At 57.6% G+C, this 18492-nt stretch carries 13 protein-coding genes and 1 riboswitch; of the genes, 11 read left to right on the plus strand and 2 right to left on the minus strand.

The window, feature by feature from the left end; translation table 11 throughout:
* Positions 1–18: 18 nt before the first annotated feature.
* Genes leuA through leuD form a run of 4 tightly spaced genes read left to right on the plus strand, consistent with a single transcriptional unit; the run spans position 19 to position 4693 of the window.
* On the plus strand, positions 19–1587 hold the full coding sequence (gene leuA, locus K6L24_RS17760) for a 2-isopropylmalate synthase (protein ID WP_118664639.1): 1569 nt from the start codon (positions 19–21) through the stop codon (positions 1585–1587).
* Positions 1588–2676, plus strand: a complete 1089-nt coding sequence (leuB, locus tag K6L24_RS17765) for a 3-isopropylmalate dehydrogenase (protein WP_062747504.1) — start codon at positions 1588–1590, stop codon at positions 2674–2676.
* A gap of 4 nt (positions 2677–2680) precedes the next feature.
* On the plus strand, positions 2681–4078 hold the full coding sequence (gene leuC, locus K6L24_RS17770) for a 3-isopropylmalate dehydratase large subunit (RefSeq protein ID WP_062747502.1): 1398 nt from the start codon (positions 2681–2683) through the stop codon (positions 4076–4078).
* Between the two features lie 9 nt (positions 4079–4087).
* The gene (gene leuD, locus K6L24_RS17775) at positions 4088–4693 is read left to right on the plus strand and encodes a 3-isopropylmalate dehydratase small subunit (RefSeq protein WP_118664640.1); all 606 of its coding nucleotides are present in this window, start codon (positions 4088–4090) and stop codon (positions 4691–4693) included.
* Positions 4694–4778: 85 nt separating this feature from the next.
* On the opposite strand, the gene K6L24_RS17780 is transcribed toward leuD, so the two are convergent.
* Positions 4779–5960, minus strand: a complete 1182-nt coding sequence (locus tag K6L24_RS17780) for an MFS transporter (protein ID WP_062747498.1) — start codon at positions 5958–5960, stop codon at positions 4779–4781.
* A gap of 258 nt (positions 5961–6218) precedes the next feature.
* Here K6L24_RS17780 and sgrR point away from each other — a divergent pair, with 258 nt between their 5' ends.
* The 4 genes from sgrR to thiQ all read left to right on the plus strand — a co-directional run bounded on the left by sgrR (position 6219) and on the right by thiQ (position 11367).
* A complete protein-coding gene (sgrR, locus tag K6L24_RS17785; RefSeq protein WP_062747496.1) occupies positions 6219–7880 on the plus strand; it encodes an HTH-type transcriptional regulator SgrR in 1662 nt (553 codons plus the stop codon).
* Between the two features lie 35 nt (positions 7881–7915).
* A riboswitch (TPP riboswitch) is annotated at positions 7916–8056 on the plus strand.
* Between the two features lie 38 nt (positions 8057–8094).
* Positions 8095–9081, plus strand: coding sequence for a thiamine ABC transporter substrate binding subunit (thiB, locus tag K6L24_RS17790; protein WP_187509305.1), 987 nt, complete (start codon positions 8095–8097; stop codon positions 9079–9081).
* Positions 9057–10667 carry a thiamine/thiamine pyrophosphate ABC transporter permease ThiP gene (gene thiP, locus K6L24_RS17795; protein ID WP_222681690.1) on the plus strand — a complete coding sequence of 537 codons (1611 nt, stop codon included), beginning with the start codon at positions 9057–9059 and terminating at the stop codon, positions 10665–10667. The genes thiB and thiP overlap by 25 nt, the downstream gene beginning before the upstream one ends.
* Positions 10651–11367, plus strand: coding sequence for a thiamine ABC transporter ATP-binding protein ThiQ (thiQ, locus tag K6L24_RS17800; RefSeq protein WP_118664644.1), 717 nt, complete (start codon positions 10651–10653; stop codon positions 11365–11367). Before thiP ends, thiQ begins: the two co-directional genes overlap by 17 nt.
* On the opposite strand, the gene K6L24_RS17805 is transcribed toward thiQ, so the two are convergent.
* Entirely contained in the window at positions 11344–12105 is a 762-nt protein-coding gene (locus K6L24_RS17805; protein WP_222681691.1) for a DedA family protein, read from the minus strand. The genes thiQ and K6L24_RS17805 overlap by 24 nt on opposite strands.
* A gap of 274 nt (positions 12106–12379) precedes the next feature.
* Between K6L24_RS17805 and polB the strand changes: the two genes are divergently transcribed.
* The 3 genes from polB (at position 12380) to rluA (ending at position 18478) form a co-directional block, all read left to right on the plus strand.
* Positions 12380–14743: a DNA polymerase II gene (gene polB, locus K6L24_RS17810; RefSeq protein WP_191927758.1), complete on the plus strand. Its 2364-nt coding sequence runs from the start codon at positions 12380–12382 to the stop codon at positions 14741–14743.
* A gap of 168 nt (positions 14744–14911) precedes the next feature.
* The gene (rapA, locus tag K6L24_RS17815) at positions 14912–17818 is read left to right on the plus strand and encodes an RNA polymerase-associated protein RapA (RefSeq protein WP_118664647.1); all 2907 of its coding nucleotides are present in this window, start codon (positions 14912–14914) and stop codon (positions 17816–17818) included.
* Positions 17819–18478 carry a bifunctional tRNA pseudouridine(32) synthase/23S rRNA pseudouridine(746) synthase RluA gene (rluA, locus tag K6L24_RS17820; RefSeq protein WP_118664648.1) on the plus strand — a complete coding sequence of 220 codons (660 nt, stop codon included), beginning with the start codon at positions 17819–17821 and terminating at the stop codon, positions 18476–18478.
* The last annotated feature ends 14 nt before the right edge of the window (positions 18479–18492 follow it).

Below are 18492 nucleotides of genomic sequence, written 5' to 3' on the forward strand. Positions count from 1 at the left end.
CCGATAAGGAACTATCCCATGAGCGACCACGTCATTATTTTCGATACCACACTGCGCGATGGCGAACAGGCATTACAGGCCAGCCTGAGTGTGAAGGAAAAACTGCAGATTGCCCTGGCGCTGGAGCGTATGGGCGTTGACGTGATGGAGGTCGGTTTTCCGGTTTCGTCCCCGGGGGATTTTGAATCGGTACAGACCATCGCCCGTCAGATCAAAAACAGCCGGGTATGTGGCCTGGCACGCTGTGTAGAAAAAGATATCGACGCCGCCTATGAAGCGCTGCGCGTGGCAGATGCCTACCGTATTCATACCTTCCTCGCCACGTCCCCAATGCATATCGCCACCAAACTGCGCAGCACCCTGCCAGAGGTGATCGAGCGCGCGGTTAAAATGGTGAAGCGCGCACGTAACTACACCGATGACGTCGAATTTTCCTGCGAAGACGGCGGCCGCACGCCGATTGACGATCTGTGCAGGGTGGTGGAAGCCGCAATTAATGCCGGTGCCACAACCATTAACATCCCTGACACCGTCGGCTACACCCTGCCTTATGAATATGCCAATATTTTCAGCGCACTGCGTGAGCGCGTACCGAATATTGATAAAGCCATCCTGTCCGTACATACCCATGATGATTTGGGGATGGCGGTCGGCAATGCGCTGGCAGCGGTGAATGCCGGTGCCCGTCAGATTGAAGGGGCGATGAACGGCCTGGGCGAGCGCGCGGGTAACTGCGCGCTGGAAGAGGTGATCATGGCAATTAAAACCCGCGGTCAGCTGATGAACGTTCAGACGAGGATTAATCATCAGGAGATCTACCGTACCTGCCAGACCGTCAGCAAAATCTGCAATATGCCTATCCCGGCGCACAAAGCGATTATCGGCTCCAACGCCTTCGCTCACTCTTCCGGTATCCATCAGGATGGCGTACTGAAAAATCGTGAAAACTACGAAATCCTGACGCCAGAATCCATTGGCCTGAAACAGGTTCAGCTGAATCTGACCTCCCGTTCGGGGCGCGCAGCCGTCAAGCACCGCATGGAGGAGATGGGCTACACCGACGCCGAGTACAACATGGATACGCTGTACGATGCATTCAAAGCGCTGGCCGATAAGAAAGGTCAGGTATTCGACTATGACCTGGAAGCCCTGGCGTTTATCAATAAACAGTCTGAAGAGCCGGAATACTTCACACTGGATACCTTCAACGTGCAGTCCGGTTCAACGGTGATTGCCACTGCCACGGTACAGCTGGGCTGCGGCGAACAACAGAAAACCGAAGCGGCCACCGGTAACGGTCCGGTGGATGCCGTTTACCAGGCCATCAACCGTATCACCGACTTTGATGCCGAGCTGATTAACTATCAACTGACCGCGAAAGGCCACGGCAAAGACGCGCTGGGTCAGGTGGATATTGTGGTGCAGTACAACGGCCGTAAATTCCACGGCGTTGGCCTGGCGACCGATATTGTCGAATCCTCCGCTAACGCAATGGTGAACGCGCTGAATACCATCTGGCGCGCACGTCAGGTGGAGCAGGAATTGCAGCGTAAGTCTCAGAATAAAGATCAGAAGGAAGCCGTATAAATGTCCCGTACTTACCATATTGCTGTATTACCCGGTGACGGCATCGGCCCGGAAGTGATGGCCCAGGCCAGTAAAGTGCTGGAAGCCATTCGCCAGCGTTTCAGTCTGCGCATCTCCACCAGCGAATACGATGTCGGTGGTATTGCCATCGACCGTCACGGCGTTCCGCTGCCTGATGCGACGGTAAAAGGCTGTGAGCAGGCTGACGCCATTCTGTTCGGTTCGGTCGGTGGCCCAAAATGGGAGCATCTGCCCCCGACAGAACAGCCGGAGCGCGGCGCTCTGCTGCCCCTGCGTAAACATTTTCAACTGTTCAGCAATCTGCGACCAGCCAGCCTGTATAAGGGGCTGGAAGATTTCTGCCCGCTGCGCCGCGATATTGCCGATCAGGGCTTTGATATTCTGGTGGTGCGCGAACTGACTGGCGGGATCTATTTCGGTCAGCCGAAAGGCCGCGAAGGCAGCGGCATGCACGAACGCGCCTTCGACACCGAGGTCTATCACCGCTTCGAGATCGAACGCATTGCCCGTATCGCCTTTGAATCGGCACGCAAGCGCCGCAGTAAAGTCACCTCCATTGATAAAGCCAACGTGCTGCAGTCCTCGATTCTCTGGCGCCAGATCGTCAATGAAGTGGCGCAGGATTACCCGGACGTTGAGCTGAGCCATATGTATATCGATAACGCCACCATGCAGCTAATCAAGGCCCCGTCGCAGTTCGACGTGATGCTCTGCTCGAATCTGTTCGGGGATATTCTGTCCGATGAATGTGCCATGATCACCGGCTCCATGGGAATGCTGCCCTCCGCCAGCCTGAACGAAAAAGGTTTTGGGCTGTTTGAACCGGCGGGCGGCTCTGCGCCGGATATCGCCGGGAAAAATATCGCCAATCCGGTGGCTCAGATCCTGTCGCTGGCCCTGCTGCTGCGCTACAGCCTGAATGAAACCGAGGCGGCAGAGGCTATTGAACATGCCATTAATCGTGCACTGGCTGAAGGTTACCGCACCGGTGACCTGGCGGGCAGCGGCACGTCAATCGGCACCGATGAAATGGGCAGCACCATTGCCCGGTTTATTCGCGAAGCATAAAAATATGAAAACACTGTACGAGAAGCTGTTTGATGCGCATGTCGTGCACGAAGCACCCGGTGAAACGCCGCTGATCTATATCGACAGGCACCTTGTTCATGAGGTGACGTCGGCGCAGGCCTTTGACGGCCTGCGTGCACACGGTCGCACGGTGCGTCAGCCGTCTAAGACCTTTGCCACCATGGATCACAACGTCTCGACCCAGTCGCGTGACATCAACGCCAGCGGTGAGATGGCGCGGATTCAGATGTCTGCGCTGATAAAAAACTGTGAGGCCTTTGGCGTACAGCTGTTTGACCTCAGCCATCAGTTCCAGGGCATTGTGCATGTGATGGGGCCGGAACAGGGCCTGTCACTGCCTGGCATGACCATTGTCTGCGGCGACTCGCATACCTCTACGCACGGCGCGTTGGGTGCGCTGGCCTTTGGTATCGGCACGTCAGAAGTGGAGCATGTGCTGGCGACGCAGACGCTAAAACAGGCCAGGGCGAAAACCATGAAGGTCGAAGTCCGCGGTCAGACTGCGCCGGGTATCACGGCAAAAGATATTGCCCTGGCGATTATCGGTAAAACCGGCAGTGGCGGGGGGAACGGCCACGTCGTGGAGTTCTGCGGGGAAGCCGTCGCCGCGTTGAGCATGGAAGGCCGCATGACGCTGTGTAATATGGCGATCGAACTGGGTGCCAAAGCCGGACTGATTGCTCCGGACGACACCACCTTCCACTACGTGAACGGCCGTCGTTTTGCCCCCAGAGGCGCGGCCTGGCAGCAGGCTGTCGACTACTGGCGCACGCTGAAAACCGACGACGGTGCGCATTTCGATAAAGTGGTGACGCTGGACGCGGCTGAGATCGCGCCGCAGGTGACCTGGGGAACCAATCCGGGGCAGGTCATTGCCGTCAGTGACCCGATCCCCGATCCCGCCTCCTTCAGCGATCCGGTAGAACGCGCCTCGGCGGAAAAAGCCCTGGCTTATATGGATCTGAAACCCGGGGTTCGCCTGACTGAGGTGCCGATAGATAAAGTGTTTATCGGCTCCTGTACCAACTCACGCATCGAGGATTTACGCGCAGCGGCGGCGGTGGTGAAAGGACATAAAATTGCACCGGGTGTGCAGGGCTACGTGGTGCCCGGCTCCGGCCCGGTAAAAGCGCAGGCCGAAGAAGAAGGTCTGGATAAAATCTTTATTGATGCCGGGTTTGAATGGCGTCTGCCTGGCTGCTCTATGTGTCTGGCCATGAATAACGATCGCCTCAGCCCGGGCGAACGCTGTGCGTCCACCAGCAACCGCAACTTTGAAGGCCGTCAGGGACGCGGCGGGCGAACGCATCTGGTCAGCCCGGCGATGGCCGCCGCTGCTGCGGTCGCCGGCCACTTTGCTGATATCCGTGAGCTGATTTAAGGAACTTTTATGGCGAAGAAATTTACTCAACACAGTGGTGTTGTGGTGCCGCTGGACGCCGCTAACGTTGATACCGACGCGATCATCCCTAAGCAGTTCCTGCAGATGGTGACGCGCACCGGTTTTGGCCGCAATCTGTTTTTTGACTGGCGCTACACCGATGCTGAAGGGCAGATCCCAGACCCGGCGTTTGTGCTGAATAAACCCGAGTTCAGCGGTGCCAGTATTATGCTTACCCGGGAAAACTTTGGTTGTGGATCGTCACGCGAGCATGCGCCCTGGGCGCTGACCGACTATGGTATTCAGGCGATTATTGGCTCCGGCTTCGCCGATATTTTTGCCAATAACGCATTCAACAACCAGCTTCTGCTGGTGACACTGAGTGAAGAGGAAATTGATGAGATGTTCCGGCGGGTCGCCGACCAGCCGGGGATCCGGTTTACTGTCGATCTGGAAAAACAGCAGGTGCGGGTCGGTGAGAAAGTGTATCCCTTTGAGATCGACAGTTTTCGCCGCCACTGCCTGATTAACGGGCTGGATGCCATCGGTATGACGCTACAGCACGACGCAGATATCACGGCCTACGAGCAAAAACAGCACGCGTTTCTGCGTTAATTTGGCGGGGGCGTAACAGCCGTTTAGCCCCTGACGCTGTTCAGGGGCTGATAGGGTGTTCCGTCGCCGCATGTCGAAGGCCCTGCTATATCACCCTTTTTTCCCGTACCCGCCATGATAATGCCAGCGCCATCAGTGCCAGCCCTAATGCGGCCCAGTAAACAGCGTGATGGCCGAAGGTTTCCGCCAGCGCCCCCTGAATAATCCCGGCCAGGATCACGCCGGTCGAAATACTGTTAGTAAACAGCGTGGTCGCCGCTCCCGGCCGTGAGGGCATTAAGTCCTGAAACCAGATCATACCTATTCCGGCAATAATGCCGATGTACACCGCGTTAAACAGCTGCAGCACCATCAGCGCCGTCCGGCTCTGAAACAGCACCAGGCCAAGGTAAAACAGTGCCCCACAGCCAATCGCCACCAGCATCATATTGCGTTTACCCAGCCGCTTAACATAATGGCCCGCCAGCAGCATCACCGGAATTTCCAGACCGGCCGCAGTGCCCATCAGCAACCCGGCCAGCGTATCCGGCATCCCCAGTACGCTGCTGATATACAACGGCATATCAATGATGTACATGGTGTTACAGGTCCACATCAGCACCGATCCGATAAACAGCATGCGCACATCGCGGCTCTTCCAGCCACTAATCGCCGTAATCGGCACGCCCGCGGATACCGCAGCGCGCGGCACCGAGGGCAGGGTAAACCAGACCAGCGCGACGCAGACCATAAACAGCAGCCCTGCCAGCAGAAACATGGCGGTAAAGCCGTAATTCAGCGCGATAGCAAAGGAGAGCGGCGGCCCAATTACCCAGGCAAGGGAAAGCTGGGCACGCATGACGGAGCTGAACATCACCGCTTCACGGGCAGAGCTGTCAGCGTATTCCCGCGCCAGCGCGAAAATCTGCGGCATCGCCACGCTGGCGATAGCAGAGAGAAAAACACCAGCGGTGACCAGCGTCAGATAATGACGGTTAAAGGCAAAAAGGAGTGCGTTGCCTGTCGCCATTACGCAGCAGAACAGGATCAGCATCCGCCGATCGCCCCGGGTGTCGGATCGCTTTGCCAGCAGCAGGCTGACCACAATCCCCGCGACCGCATTGACGGTGTAAAACAGCCCCACCCAGAACGGCCGGACTGCGACTTCGCGGCTGAGAAACAGACTCAGCGTCGGGGCCTGCAGCGCGCCGGCGATGCCGACCATAAAAGAAACCGCCATAAATGCCAGATACACCGGATGAATACGACGGCTAAAGAGCGATGACATGAATAAGGCCTCAGTGACGGGACAATGCGGATAGCTCCCCAGAGCTTAGAAGAAAACCCACGAAAAAAGCCAGCTATGCCGAAGCCAGCTGGCTGGTGAAAAGCACCATACTCAGAATACCCTTAATAGCAGGGAAATGAATAACGATGATCAAGTGCCATTCAGATATGAATGCCTCCCACTCTTTCATCTGCAGCCATTATCACCGTAATATAAGGCAGGAAAAACAGACAGCTTTTAACACAGGGTTCCTCTTTTATGTCCTCACCCCGTTTACAGCAGCAATTTATCCGGCTCTGGCAGTGCTGTGATGGTCAGCCTCAGGAGACCACCCTCAGCGACCTGGCGGTACAGCTCAGTTGCTCACGCCGCCATATGCGCAACCTGCTGAATGCCATGCAGGAACAGGGGTGGCTGGAGTGGCAGGCCGAGGCCGGGCGCGGCAAGCGATCGCGTCTGACCTTCCGCTATACCGGGCTGGCGCTGCAGCAGCAGCGGGCTGAGGATCTGCTGGAGCAGGATCGCATCGATCAGCTGGTGCAGCTAGTCGGCGATAAAAACCGCGTGCGCCAGATGCTGCTCTCCCATCTGGGCCGCAGTTTCCGTCAGGGAAAACACATTCTTCGCGTGCTCTACTATCGTCCCCTGCTCAATCTGCTGCCCGGAACGCCGCTGCGCCGCTCTGAAACGCACCTTGCCCGGCAGATTTTCAACGGGCTGGCGCGGATAAATGAGGAAAACGGGGAAATCGAGCCGGATATCGCCCATCACTGGCAGCAGATTGCCCCGGACCACTGGCGCTTCTTTTTGCGTCCGGCGATCCACTTTCATCACGGCCGTGAGCTGGACGTCGACGATGTTATCGCCAGCCTGGAACGCCTGAAAACGCAGCCACTTTACAGCCACCTAAACCGGATTGAGTGCCACACGCCCTGGACCCTGGATATTTATCTGCACCAGCCCGATAACTGGCTACCGTGGCTGCTGGGCAGCGTCAGCGCGATGATCCTGCCAAAAGAGTGGCCGCATATGCGCAACTTTGCCCGCCAGCCGGTCGGCACCGGGGCCTACGCGGTGGAACGCAATCAGCACAGCCAGCTGCGTATCTCCGCCTTTGATGACTACTTCGGCTACCGGGCGCTGATAGATGAGGTCAATATCTGGGTTCTGCCGGAGATAAGCGATGAGCTGGTCTACTCCGGGGTCAAACTGCAGAGTGAGAATACGGATGAGAAGTCGGAAGAGAGTCGTCTGGAAGAGGGCTGCTATTTTCTGATGTTCGACCAGCGCTCTGAGCAGGGGCGCAATGAACAGCTGCGCCGCTGGATCAGCACCATTTTTAACCCGATTGCCCTGCTTAACCACAGCGGCATCGCCTATCAGCGCTACTGGTTCCCGGCTTATGGCCTGCTGCCGCGCTGGCATCACCGACGCTCAATGGCGACCGCAGAAAAACCCGCAGGCCTGACGTCACTGACCATTACCTGGTACAGCGATCATATTGAGCATCAGGGGATCGCCAACGCGCTGGGGCCGATCCTTGCCGCGCACGGCGTCACGCTCATTACGCAGGAAATTGACTACGAAAGCTGGTATCGCGGTGAGGCGGAAAGTGACATCTGGCTGGGTAGCGCCAACTTCACGCTACCGCTGGAGTTTTCCCTGTTTTCGCTGCTGTATGAGATCCCACTGATGCACCACTGTGTGCCCACCGACTGGGAAAATGATGCGCGGCAGTGGCGTGAACAGACCCTGCCACTGGCAGACTGGAGCAAACAGCTGATAGACAGTAACTACCTGCATCCCCTGTTCCATCACTGGCTGCTGCTGCACGGCCAGCGAAGCATGCGCGGCGTACGCATGAATACCCTCGGCTGGTTTGACTTTAAATCAGCCTGGTTTGCGCCGCCCGAATCATGACGCTTTCGTAACAAAGACGAAACCACTAGAATAAGCCGTTCTCAACGGGGTGCGAACACCCTGCTGTGATATTGCCCGATGCCGGGTCAATGTCTGCGCAGCACGTTTTCGCTGAGAAAAACCCGTCGAACCTGATCCGGATCATACCGGCGTAGGGATTTGAGAGTGTCACTGACTCAGATCCTTTGCGCATTTTCCCTTAAAGGAACGCAAAGTGTTGAAAAAATTACTCCCTCTGCTGGCGCTGTTTTCCCTGCCTGCCCTCGCGGCGAAAGATACCCTGACGGTTTACACCTACGACTCCTTCTCTGCCGAATGGGGGCCTGGGCCGGCGATTAAAAAAGCCTTCGAAGCACAGTGCAACTGTGAGCTGAAATTCGTCGCGCTGGAAGACGGTGTCTCGCTGCTCAACCGCCTGCGTATGGAAGGGAAAAACAGCAAAGCCGACGTGGTGCTGGGGCTGGATAACAATCTGCTGGATGCGGCCGAAAAAACCGGCCTGTTTGCGCCGTCAAAGGTAGACACCCGAGATGCTACCGTGCCGGGCGGCTGGACGAACACAACTTTCGTCCCCTATGACTACGGCTGGTTTGCTTTCGTTTATGACAAGACCCGGCTGCAGAACCCGCCGAAAAGCCTGAAGGAACTGGTCGAGAGCGACCGTCCTCTGAAGGTGATTTATGAAGATCCGCGCACCAGCACCCCGGGGCTTGGCCTGCTGCTGTGGATGCAGAAAGTTTACGGCGATAAGAGCCCGGAAGCGTGGCAGCAGCTGGCGAAGAAGACCGTTACGGTGACAAAAGGATGGAGCGAGGCCTACGGTCTGTTCCTGAAAGGGGAAAGTGATATGGTGCTCAGCTACACGACCTCGCCCGCTTATCATCTGATTGAAGAGAAGAAAGATCAGTACGCCGCGGCAAACTTTAGTGAAGGCCACTATCTTCAGGTTGAGGTGGCCGGGCAGTTAAAAGCCAGTAAGCAACCTGAACTGGCACACACATTTATGCAATTCGTGATGACACAACCCTTCCAGAAAACCATTGCAACCGGCAACTGGATGTATCCGGCTACCCGAACCGCGCTGCCAGAAGGGTTCAATACCCTGACCGTGCCGGCCACCTCGTTGCAGTTCAGCCCGCAGGATGTTGCTACCCAACGCAGCCAATGGATTAGTGCATGGCAACGCGCCGTCAGCCGCTAATTCCTGGCTGGTTAGTCCCGGGCCTGCTGGCCGGGCTGCTGCTGGTCAGCGTGGCCCTGCTGGCGTTTTCCGCCCTGTGGCAAAACGCGCCCGCCACGGACTGGCGCGGACTGTGGCAGGACAGCTACCTGTGGCACGTGCTGCGCTTCTCCTTCTGGCAGGCGCTGCTATCGGCATTGCTGTCGGTTCTTCCGGCTATTCCCGTGGCGCGTGCACTTTACCGCCGTCGCTTTCCCGGGCGCGGCACGCTGCTGCGGCTGTGTGCTATGACGCTGGTGCTGCCGGTACTGGTCGCCGTGTTTGGTATTCTCAGTGTGTATGGCCGCAGCGGCTGGCTGGCACAGCTTTGCGCCCTGCTCGGCATTGGTTATTCATTCACCCCCTATGGCCTGCAGGGGATCCTGCTGGCCCATGTGTTCTTTAATCTGCCGCTGGCTACGCGCCTGCTGCTCCAGGCCTTACAGCAGATCCCCGGTGAACAGCGACAGATCGCCGCGCAACTGGGACTGAGTGGCTGGGCGCATTTTCGCCTTGTCGAATGGCCGTGGCTGCGGCGGCAGCTCCTGCCCGCCGGGGCGCTGATCTTTATGCTGTGTTTTGCCAGCTTTGCGACGGTACTGTCCCTCGGGGGCGGCCCGCGCGCGACCACCATTGAGCTGGCGATCTTCCAGGCACTGAGTTTTGATTACGATCCCGGGCGAGCCGCCCTGCTGGCGCTGATACAGATGGTGTGCTGCCTCGGTCTGGTGATGTTAAGCCAGCGGCTGAGTAAGGTGCTGCCCACGGGAAGTGACAGCCTCGGGGGCTGGCGCAACCCGCAGGACAGCGGCCCTGCCCGCCTGCTTGACGGGCTACTGATCGCCAGCATGGTGTTGCTGATCCTGCCACCGCTGCTGGCGGTGGTGGCCGACGGACTGAATCAGGGGTTAAGCGGCGTCCTGCACCAGCCTGCACTGTGGCAGGCGATGTTCACCTCGCTACGCATTGCGCTGGGCGCTGGGATCCTCAGCGTGGTGCTGACGCTGATGCTGCTGTGGAGCAGCCGTGAACTGCGCCTGCGCCAGCGGCCGCTGTGGGGCCAGACGCTGGAACTCAGCGGGATGCTCATCCTGGCGATGCCGGGAATTGTGCTGGCCACCGGTTTTTTCCTGTTACTCAACCAGACCATCGGGCTGCCGGATTCTGCAGAAGGGATTGTCATCGTCACGAATGCACTGATGGCAGTGCCGTATGCGATGAAAGTGCTGGAAAACCCACTGCGTGATGTCGCAGCACGTTATAACCCGCTGTGCCTGTCGCTGGATATTCGTGGCTGGAACCGCCTGCGGCTGATTGAGCTGCGCGCCCTGAAACGCCCGCTGGCCCAGGCGCTCGCCTTTGCCTGTGTGCTGTCGATTGGCGATTTTGGCGTAGTGGCACTGTTTGGCAATGAGCACTTCCGCACCCTGCCGTTTTATCTTTATCAGCAGATCGGCTCCTATCGCAGCAGCGACGGGGCGGTTACCGCCCTGTTACTTTTGCTGCTCTGCTTTCTGCTGTTCACCCTGATTGAAAAACTGCCGGGGAACCATGCTAAATCTGACTAATCTGACCTGGCTGTATCATCATCTGCCGATGCGCTTTACCTTCAGCGCGCAGGCGGGGGAGCGACTGGCCATCCTGGGCCCCAGCGGGGCAGGAAAAAGTACCCTGCTGAGCCTGATCGCCGGTTTTCTGCCGGTCAACGGCGGCGAATTGATACTGTATGGCAGCGATCACCGCAATAGCGCTCCCGCGCAGCGTCCGGTATCCATGCTGTTTCAGGAAAATAACCTCTTCCCCCATCTGACCGTGGCGCAGAATATCGGACTGGGGTTACATCCCGGGCTGAAACTGAACCACCAGCAAAAGCACGCGTTACAGAACATTGCGCAGCGCGTCGGGCTGACGGAACATTTACACCGTCTGCCGCACCAGCTTTCCGGCGGCCAGCGTCAGCGTGCCGCTCTCGCCCGCTGCCTGGTCCGTCAGCAGCCGATACTGCTGCTGGATGAACCCTTTTCTGCACTGGATCCGGCCCTGCGTAAAGAGATGCTCGGCCTGGTGGATGAGGTTTGTACCGAGCGGAATATTACCCTGCTGATGGTGTCGCACAGCATTGAAGACGCCGCCGCGATTGCCCCGCGTAGCCTGCTGATTGTCGACGGACGGGTTTACTGGGATGGCAGCACCGCGCAGTTGCAGCGCGGTGCCGTACCGGAAGCGACAGTGCTGGGGATAACCTTAGAAGAACACGTCCCACAGTAGGTGGCGGAAAACCGGCATCATTGGGTGGAACTGCAGGGCCGTGAAGCTGGCCACTGCCAGGATCATCACCAGCGGAGCCAGCCAGCGCAGACGCGTTCGCGGCAAATACTCTGTCGCCCAGTCGTTCTGTTTTTTGGCGCGCAGCCAGCGCCAGCAGAGCCAGCAGCCCAGCCAGACCAGGATCGCCACGCCCAGTAACAGCCACTTAAACATCGCACTGTTGGCGTCTTTCGGCACGTCGATTGCGACACCGGCAAGAATGCCCGGCAGTAAATAGAGCGGTGGCCAGAGAAGGCAGCCAATGATATTAGGAGGAATAAATTTCCGTATCGGCAGCTCCAGCATTCCCGCCACCAGCGGGATCAGCGGGCGGGTCGGCCCGACAAAACGGCCCACAATAATGGTGAACATGCTGTGTGCGTGCAGCGCATGTTCCGTTTTATCCATCAGCTTCTGGTGTTTTTTTATAAACGACCAGCGGTGCAGCGGCCCTTTAAACTGCCAGCCAATCAGGTAGGAAACCCAGTCTCCCAGCAGGCAGCCCAGCGTACCGACGGCCCAGACGGGATACAGGCCAATCTGCCCGCTGCCAATCAGGGCACCAAAGGATGCCATCAACACCGTACCCGGTAACAGCAATCCGACCAGCGCCAGTGATTCAAAGAAAGTGATCAGCCCGACGGCCAGCAGAGACCAGGCCAGCGACTGGGTGATTAAATGTTGTAGCCAGGCTTCCATAATGTTCCAAACTGATTAACAGAATCCCGGATTGTCCAGAGGCTTCAGTCAAGCGTCAAGGCCTGTTTTGTATGGGAACGTAGCATAAGAGAACCCCCGCATGAACACTGTATAAATAAACATGCTATTATTGAGCTTCTGGCAGCCTGTCACCACCATCATTCGAGTGGTATCAGGGCGGCAAATGAAGGTGCTCCCTCCACTGACTGAAGTCAGTAATGGGGGCCAGTCAGTGCCGCCAACGCAGAGCAGCCTGAAATCTTAAGGAGAAAAGGTGAACGACGCACGTGCAGGATTTCTGTTAACTCGCCACTGGCGGGACACCCCCGCAGGCAGTGAAATCACGCTATGGCTGGCAACCGATACGGGACCTCAGCAGGTGGTACTGCCTCCGCAGGAGTCGGTGGCATTTATCCCTGCCGAACAGCAGGCTGCCGCCGCCGCACTGCTGACCGGCGAGCGTCACTGGCGCTTTGCTCCCCTTGAGATGAAAGATTTTCGCCAGCGGCCGGTGGTAGGACTGTACTGCCGTCAGCAGCGCCAGCTCCAGCGGCTGGAAAAACTGCTGCGGGAAAAGGGCATCACCCTGTATGAAGCCGACGTGCGCCCGCCGGATCGTTTTCTGATGGAGCGCTTCATTACCGCACCGGTCTGGTTCAGCGGTCAGCCCGCCGGAGATCGTCTGGTCAATACCCGGCTGAAACCCCATCCGGACTATCGTCCCCCGCTGAAATGGGTCTCGCTGGATATTGAAACCACCCGTCACGGTGAGCTGTACTGCATCGGGCTGGAGGGCTGCGGCCAGCGAGATGTCTATATGCTCGGCCCGGAAAACGGCGATGCCAGCACGCTCGATTTTCATCTGGAGTACGTTGCCAGCCGGCCGCTGCTGCTGGAAAAACTCAATGCCTGGTTTGCACGCCACGATCCCGACGTGCTGATCGGCTGGAACGTCGTACAGTTTGATCTGCGTGTCCTGCAAAAACACGCCGACCGTTACGGCATTCCCCTGAATCTGGGACGCGGGCACAGCCCGGCACTCGAGTGGCGTGAACACGGTTTCAAGCCCGGGATCTTCTTTGCCCAGGCCAGCGGCCGGCTGATTATTGATGGTATCGATGCCCTGAAATCCGCGTTCTGGAACTTCGAGTCTTTCAGCCTGGAAGCGGTATCGCGCGAACTGCTGGGAGAGGGCAAAGCCATCAATAATCCCTGGCAGCGCATGGAAGAAATTAACCAGCGTTTTGCGGAAGATAAGCCTGCGCTGGCCCATTACAACCTGAAGGACTGTGAGCTGGTTACCCGAATTTTCCAGCACACCGAGCTGATGCCCTTCCTGCTGGAGCGCGCCTCAGTGAATGGTCTGGCGGTTGACCGGCACGGGGGTTCCGTTGCTGCATTTAGCCATCTTTATCTGCCGCGCATGCACCGTGCGGGATTTGTCGCGCCGAACCTGGGGGATGTGGCGCCGGAAGCCAGCCCGGGCGGATACGTGATGGACTCGCGCCCCGGCCTGTATGACTCGGTGCTGGTACTGGATTATAAAAGCCTGTACCCCTCGATCATCCGCACTTTCCTGATTGATCCGGTGGGACTGGTCGAAGGGATGGCACATCCGGATGAGTCCGACTCTGTCCCCGGCTACCGTGGGGCGCGGTTCTCCCGCACCACCCACTGTTTGCCCGCCATTGTGAACCAGATCTGGCAGGGCCGTGAAGAAGCTAAAAAACAGGGCAACAAGCCCCTTTCGCAGGCGCTGAAAATCATTATGAATGCCTTCTACGGCGTACTGGGTACCAGCGCCTGCCGGTTTTTCGATCCCCGCCTGGCGTCGTCAATAACGATGCGTGGCCACGATATTATGCGTCAGACCCGTGAACTGATTGAAGCCGAAGGCTATGACGTTATCTATGGCGATACGGACTCGACCTTTGTCTGGCTGAAGTCGGCCCACGATGAAACACAGGCCGCGGACATTGGCCACCGTCTGGTGAACCGGGTCAATCAGTGGTGGCAGGAGCATCTGCGCACAACGTTCAATCTGGACAGCGCGCTGGAACTGGAGTACGAAACCCACTTCTGCCGCTTTCTGATGCCCACCATACGCGGCGCTGAACAGGGCAGCAAAAAACGCTACGCGGGCCTGATCCGTAACGGGGATAATCAGCGTATGGTGTTTAAGGGGCTGGAAACCGTCCGTACTGACTGGACGCCACTGGCACAGAAATTTCAGCAGGAGCTCTATCTGCGCATCTTTACCGGACAGCCTTATCAGGATTATATCCTTGAAACCGTGCGCCAGCTGATGGAGGGCGAGCTGGACGATCAGCTGACTTACAGCAAGCGCCTGCGTCGCCCGCTGGGCGAGTATCAGCGCAACGTGCCTCCGCACGTGCGTGCCGCGCGTATTGCGGATGAACAGAATGAGAAGCTGGGCCGGCCGCTGCTGTATCAGAAAGGGGGGAAGATCCGCTATGTAATGGCGACGTCAGGCCCCGAGCCGCTGGAAGCCCGCCTCACGCCGCTGGACTACGATCACTACCTCACACGGCAGTTGGAGCCGGTAGCCGATGGCATCCTGCCCTTTATGCAGGATGACTTTGCTACACTGGTCACTGGACAGCTGGGGCTTTTTTGACAGGTGACGAACGGGCAGCCTTCCAGTACCATAGCGCCCTTCCTGAGTATCAACACCCTCATACTTGAAGCTGCTGTGCAGACTGTGTGCATTCATCGCCGGGCACTCTTTACCGGGCAGCAGTGCTATTGCCGAAAATAAACTAGACGAGAATCGAGCCGAATATTTATGCCTTTTACACTTGGTCAGCGCTGGATAAGCGATACGGAAAGCGAACTGGGATTGGGAACTGTGGTTGCCGTAGATACACGTATGGTTACCCTGCTCTTTCCTGCCACGGGCGAAAACCGTCTCTACGCCAGAAGTGATTCACCGATCACCCGCGTGGTGTTCAATCCCGGTGACACCATCACCAGCCACGAAGGCTGGCAGATGGAGGTTGACGAGGTAATTACCGACAATGGCGTGGTCAGTTATGTCGGCACCCGGCTTGATAGCGAAGAAGCAAACGTCGTTCTGCGTGAAGTGATGCTGGACAGCAAACTGGTGTTTGGCAAACCGCAGGATCGCCTGTTTGCCGGGCAGTTGGACCGTATGGACCGTTTTGCCCTGCGCTTTCGCGCGCGAAAGTACCAGAGTGAGCAGTATCGCCTGGCCACCAGCGGCCTGCGCGGAATGCGTACCAACCTGATCCCCCATCAGTTGCATATCGCTCACGATGTTGGCCGCCGCCACGCGCCGCGCGTACTGCTGGCCGATGAGGTGGGCTTAGGGAAAACCATCGAAGCCGGGATGATCATTCACCAGCAGCTGCTGGCAGGCCGTGCTGAACGTATTCTGATTGTGGTGCCGGAAACCCTGCAACACCAGTGGCTGGTTGAGATGCTGCGCCGCTTCAACCTGCGCTTCGCGCTGTTTGATGATGACCGCTATGCCGAAGCGCAGCACGACAGCGATAACCCGTTTGAAACGGAACAGATGATTATCTGTTCGCTGGACTTTGTCCGCCGCAACAAGCAGCGCCTGGAAAAACTGGCGGATGCCGAGTGGGACCTGATGGTGGTCGATGAAGCCCATCACCTGGTGTGGTCAGAAGAGGCACCAAGCCGCGAGTACCAGGTTATTGAACAGTTAGCCGAGCAGATCCCGGGGATCCTGCTGCTGACCGCCACGCCAGAGCAGCTGGGCATGGAGAGCCATTTCGCCCGTCTGCGTCTGCTTGACCCCAATCGTTTCCATGATTTCGCCCAGTTTGTTGAAGAGCAGAAGCACTTCCGTCCGATTGCCGATGCGGTAGCCATGCTGCTGGCGGACAAAACCATCAGCAACGATGAACTGAACCTGCTTAACGACCTGATGGGTGAACAGGATATTGAGCCGCTGCTGCAAACAGCAAACAGCGATCGTGAAGGCAAGCTGGAAGCCCGTCAGGAGCTGATCAGCATGCTGATGGACCGTCACGGCACCAGCCGCGTCCTGTTCCGTAACACCCGTAACGGGGTAAAAGGGTTCCCGAAACGCGAACTGCATCAGATTCGCCTGCCGTTACCTACACAGTATCAGACAGCGATCAAAGTTTCCGGCATCATGAGCGCCCGTAAATCTGCCGATGAACGCGCCCGCGATATGCTTTACCCGGAGCAGATTTATCAGGAATTTGAAGGCGACAGCGGTACCTGGTGGAACTTTGACCCGCGCGTTGAATGGCTGATGGGCTTCCTGACCAGTAACCGGGATAAGAAGGTGCTGGTGATCTGCGCCAAAGCCGCAACGGCACTGCAGCTTGAGCAGGTGCTGCGCGAGCGCGAAGGCATCCGTGCCGCCGTGTTCCATGAAGGCCTGTCAATCATCGAACGTGACCGGGCAGCCGCGTGGTTTGCCTCCGAAGAAGACGGCGCTCAGGTTCTGCTGTGCTCAGAAATCGGTTCAGAAGGCCGTAACTTCCAGTTTGCCAGCCAGATGGTAATGTTCGATCTGCCTTTCAACCCGGATCTGCTGGAACAGCGAATTGGCCGTCTTGACCGTATCGGCCAGGCGCACGATATCCAGATCCACGTTCCTTATCTGGAAAAGACCGCGCAGTCCGTGTTGGTGAAGTGGTATCACGAAGGGCTGGATGCGTTTGAGCACACCTGTCCGACCGGTCGTACCGTTTACGACAGCGTCTATGCGCCGCTGATCGAGTATCTGGCTGCTCCGGAAAATACCGAAGGACTGGATGACTTTATCCAGGCGTGCCGCAAGCAGCACGATGCGTTGAAAGTACAGTTGGAACAGGGACGCGACCGTCTGCTGGAACTGAACTCTAACGGCGGCGAAAAAGCGCAGGCGCTGGCAGATAAGATCGCCGAACAGGATAACGACATTGAGCTGGTCAATTTCGCCCTTAACCTGTTTGATATTGTCGGCATTAACCAGGAAGATCGCAGTGATAACCTGATTATCCTCACCCCTGGCGACCATATGCTGGTGCCCGACTTCCCGGGCCTGCCGGAAGATGGCTGTACCATTACCTTTGACCGTAACCAGGCACTGTCGCGTGAAGATGCGCAATACGTAAGCTGGGAACACCCCATCATCCGAAATGGTCTGGATCTGATCCTCTCCGGGGATACCGGCAGCTGCGCGATTTCGCTGCTGAAGAACAAGGCGCTGCCCGTCGGCACCCTGCTGGTTGAGCTGATCTACGTCGTGGAGGCTCAGGCACCGAAGCATCTGCAGCTGACCCGCTTCCTGCCGCCCACCCCGGTGCGCATGCTGGTTGACCGTAAGGGCACCAACCTTGCAGCCAAAGTCGAGTTTGAAAGTTTCAACCGTCAGCTGAACGCGGTAAACCGCCACACCGGCAGCAAACTGGTGAATGCGGTGCAGCAGGACGTACACGAGATCATCAAGCTGTCAGAAGAGCAGGCCGCCGTCGAAGCACGCAAGCTGATTGATGCGGCAAGGAGCGAGGCCAATGAGAAACTGAGTGCGGAACTGTCGCGTCTGCTGGCTCTGAGCGCCGTCAATCCCAATATCCGTCAGGATGAAATTGAGGCACTGGAAAGTAATCGTGAACAGGTGCTGGCCAACCTTGACGATGCAGGCTGGCGTCTTGATGCGCTGCGTCTGATTGTTGTGACGCACCAGTAAATGATGATGGCACCCTATCATCCGCCGCTGGAGCCGTGGCTGCATATCCTCTATCAGGATGAGCACATCATGGTGATCAATAAACCCAGCGGGCTGCTGTCCGTACCGGGTCGTCTGGATGAGCACAAGGACAGCGTCATGACGCGCGTCCAGCGTGACTTCCCGACGGCAGAATCGGTTCACCGGCTGGACATGGCCACCAGCGGCGTTATCGTGGTGGCGCTGACCAAAGCTGCCGAGCGGGAGCTGAAGCGTCAGTTCCGCGAGCGTGAACCACAGAAAACTTATGTGGCACGCGTCTGGGGACATCCGCAGCCGGAGAAAGGGGTGGTGGATTTACCGCTAATCTGTGACTGGCCGAACCGGCCTAAGCAGAAAGTCTGTTTTGACACCGGGAAATCGGCACAGACAGAGTATCAGGTGCTGGATTACGCCAGTGATAACAGCGCCCGCGTACAGCTGAAGCCGATTACCGGCCGTTCTCATCAGCTGCGCGTGCATATGCTGGCGCTGGGGCATCCGATACTGGGAGATAACTTCTATGCGCACGATGAAGCCAGAATGATGGCCCCCCGTCTGCAACTGCATGCAGAGAGTCTGAGCATTACTCATCCGCAGTACGGCACACCAATGACATTCCGTCAGCCAGCGGAATTTTAATCCGGCACGGGGCG

The sequence above is a fragment of the Erwinia persicina genome (genome assembly GCF_019844095.1).
Lineage (GTDB): Bacteria > Pseudomonadota > Gammaproteobacteria > Enterobacterales > Enterobacteriaceae > Erwinia > Erwinia persicina.

Bases quoted from the DNA above. Each gene is read 5' to 3' on its own strand.
- K6L24_RS17805 (WP_222681691.1), bottom strand. From the start codon at position 12,105: ATGGAAGCCTGGCTACAACATTTAATCACCCAGTCGCTGGCCTGGTCT.
- leuA (WP_118664639.1), top strand. From the start codon at position 19: ATGAGCGACCACGTCATTATTTTCGATACCACACTGCGCGATGGCGAA.
- sgrR (WP_062747496.1), top strand. From the start codon at position 6,219: ATGTCCTCACCCCGTTTACAGCAGCAATTTATCCGGCTCTGGCAGTGC.
- rluA (WP_118664648.1), top strand. From the start codon at position 17,819: ATGATGATGGCACCCTATCATCCGCCGCTGGAGCCGTGGCTGCATATC.
- leuB (WP_062747504.1), top strand. From the start codon at position 1,588: ATGTCCCGTACTTACCATATTGCTGTATTACCCGGTGACGGCATCGGC.
- rapA (WP_118664647.1), top strand. From the start codon at position 14,912: ATGCCTTTTACACTTGGTCAGCGCTGGATAAGCGATACGGAAAGCGAA.
- K6L24_RS17780 (WP_062747498.1), bottom strand. From the start codon at position 5,960: ATGTCATCGCTCTTTAGCCGTCGTATTCATCCGGTGTATCTGGCATTT.
- leuD (WP_118664640.1), top strand. From the start codon at position 4,088: ATGGCGAAGAAATTTACTCAACACAGTGGTGTTGTGGTGCCGCTGGAC.
- thiQ (WP_118664644.1), top strand. From the start codon at position 10,651: ATGCTAAATCTGACTAATCTGACCTGGCTGTATCATCATCTGCCGATG.
- leuC (WP_062747502.1), top strand. From the start codon at position 2,681: ATGAAAACACTGTACGAGAAGCTGTTTGATGCGCATGTCGTGCACGAA.
- thiP (WP_222681690.1), top strand. From the start codon at position 9,057: ATGGCAACGCGCCGTCAGCCGCTAATTCCTGGCTGGTTAGTCCCGGGC.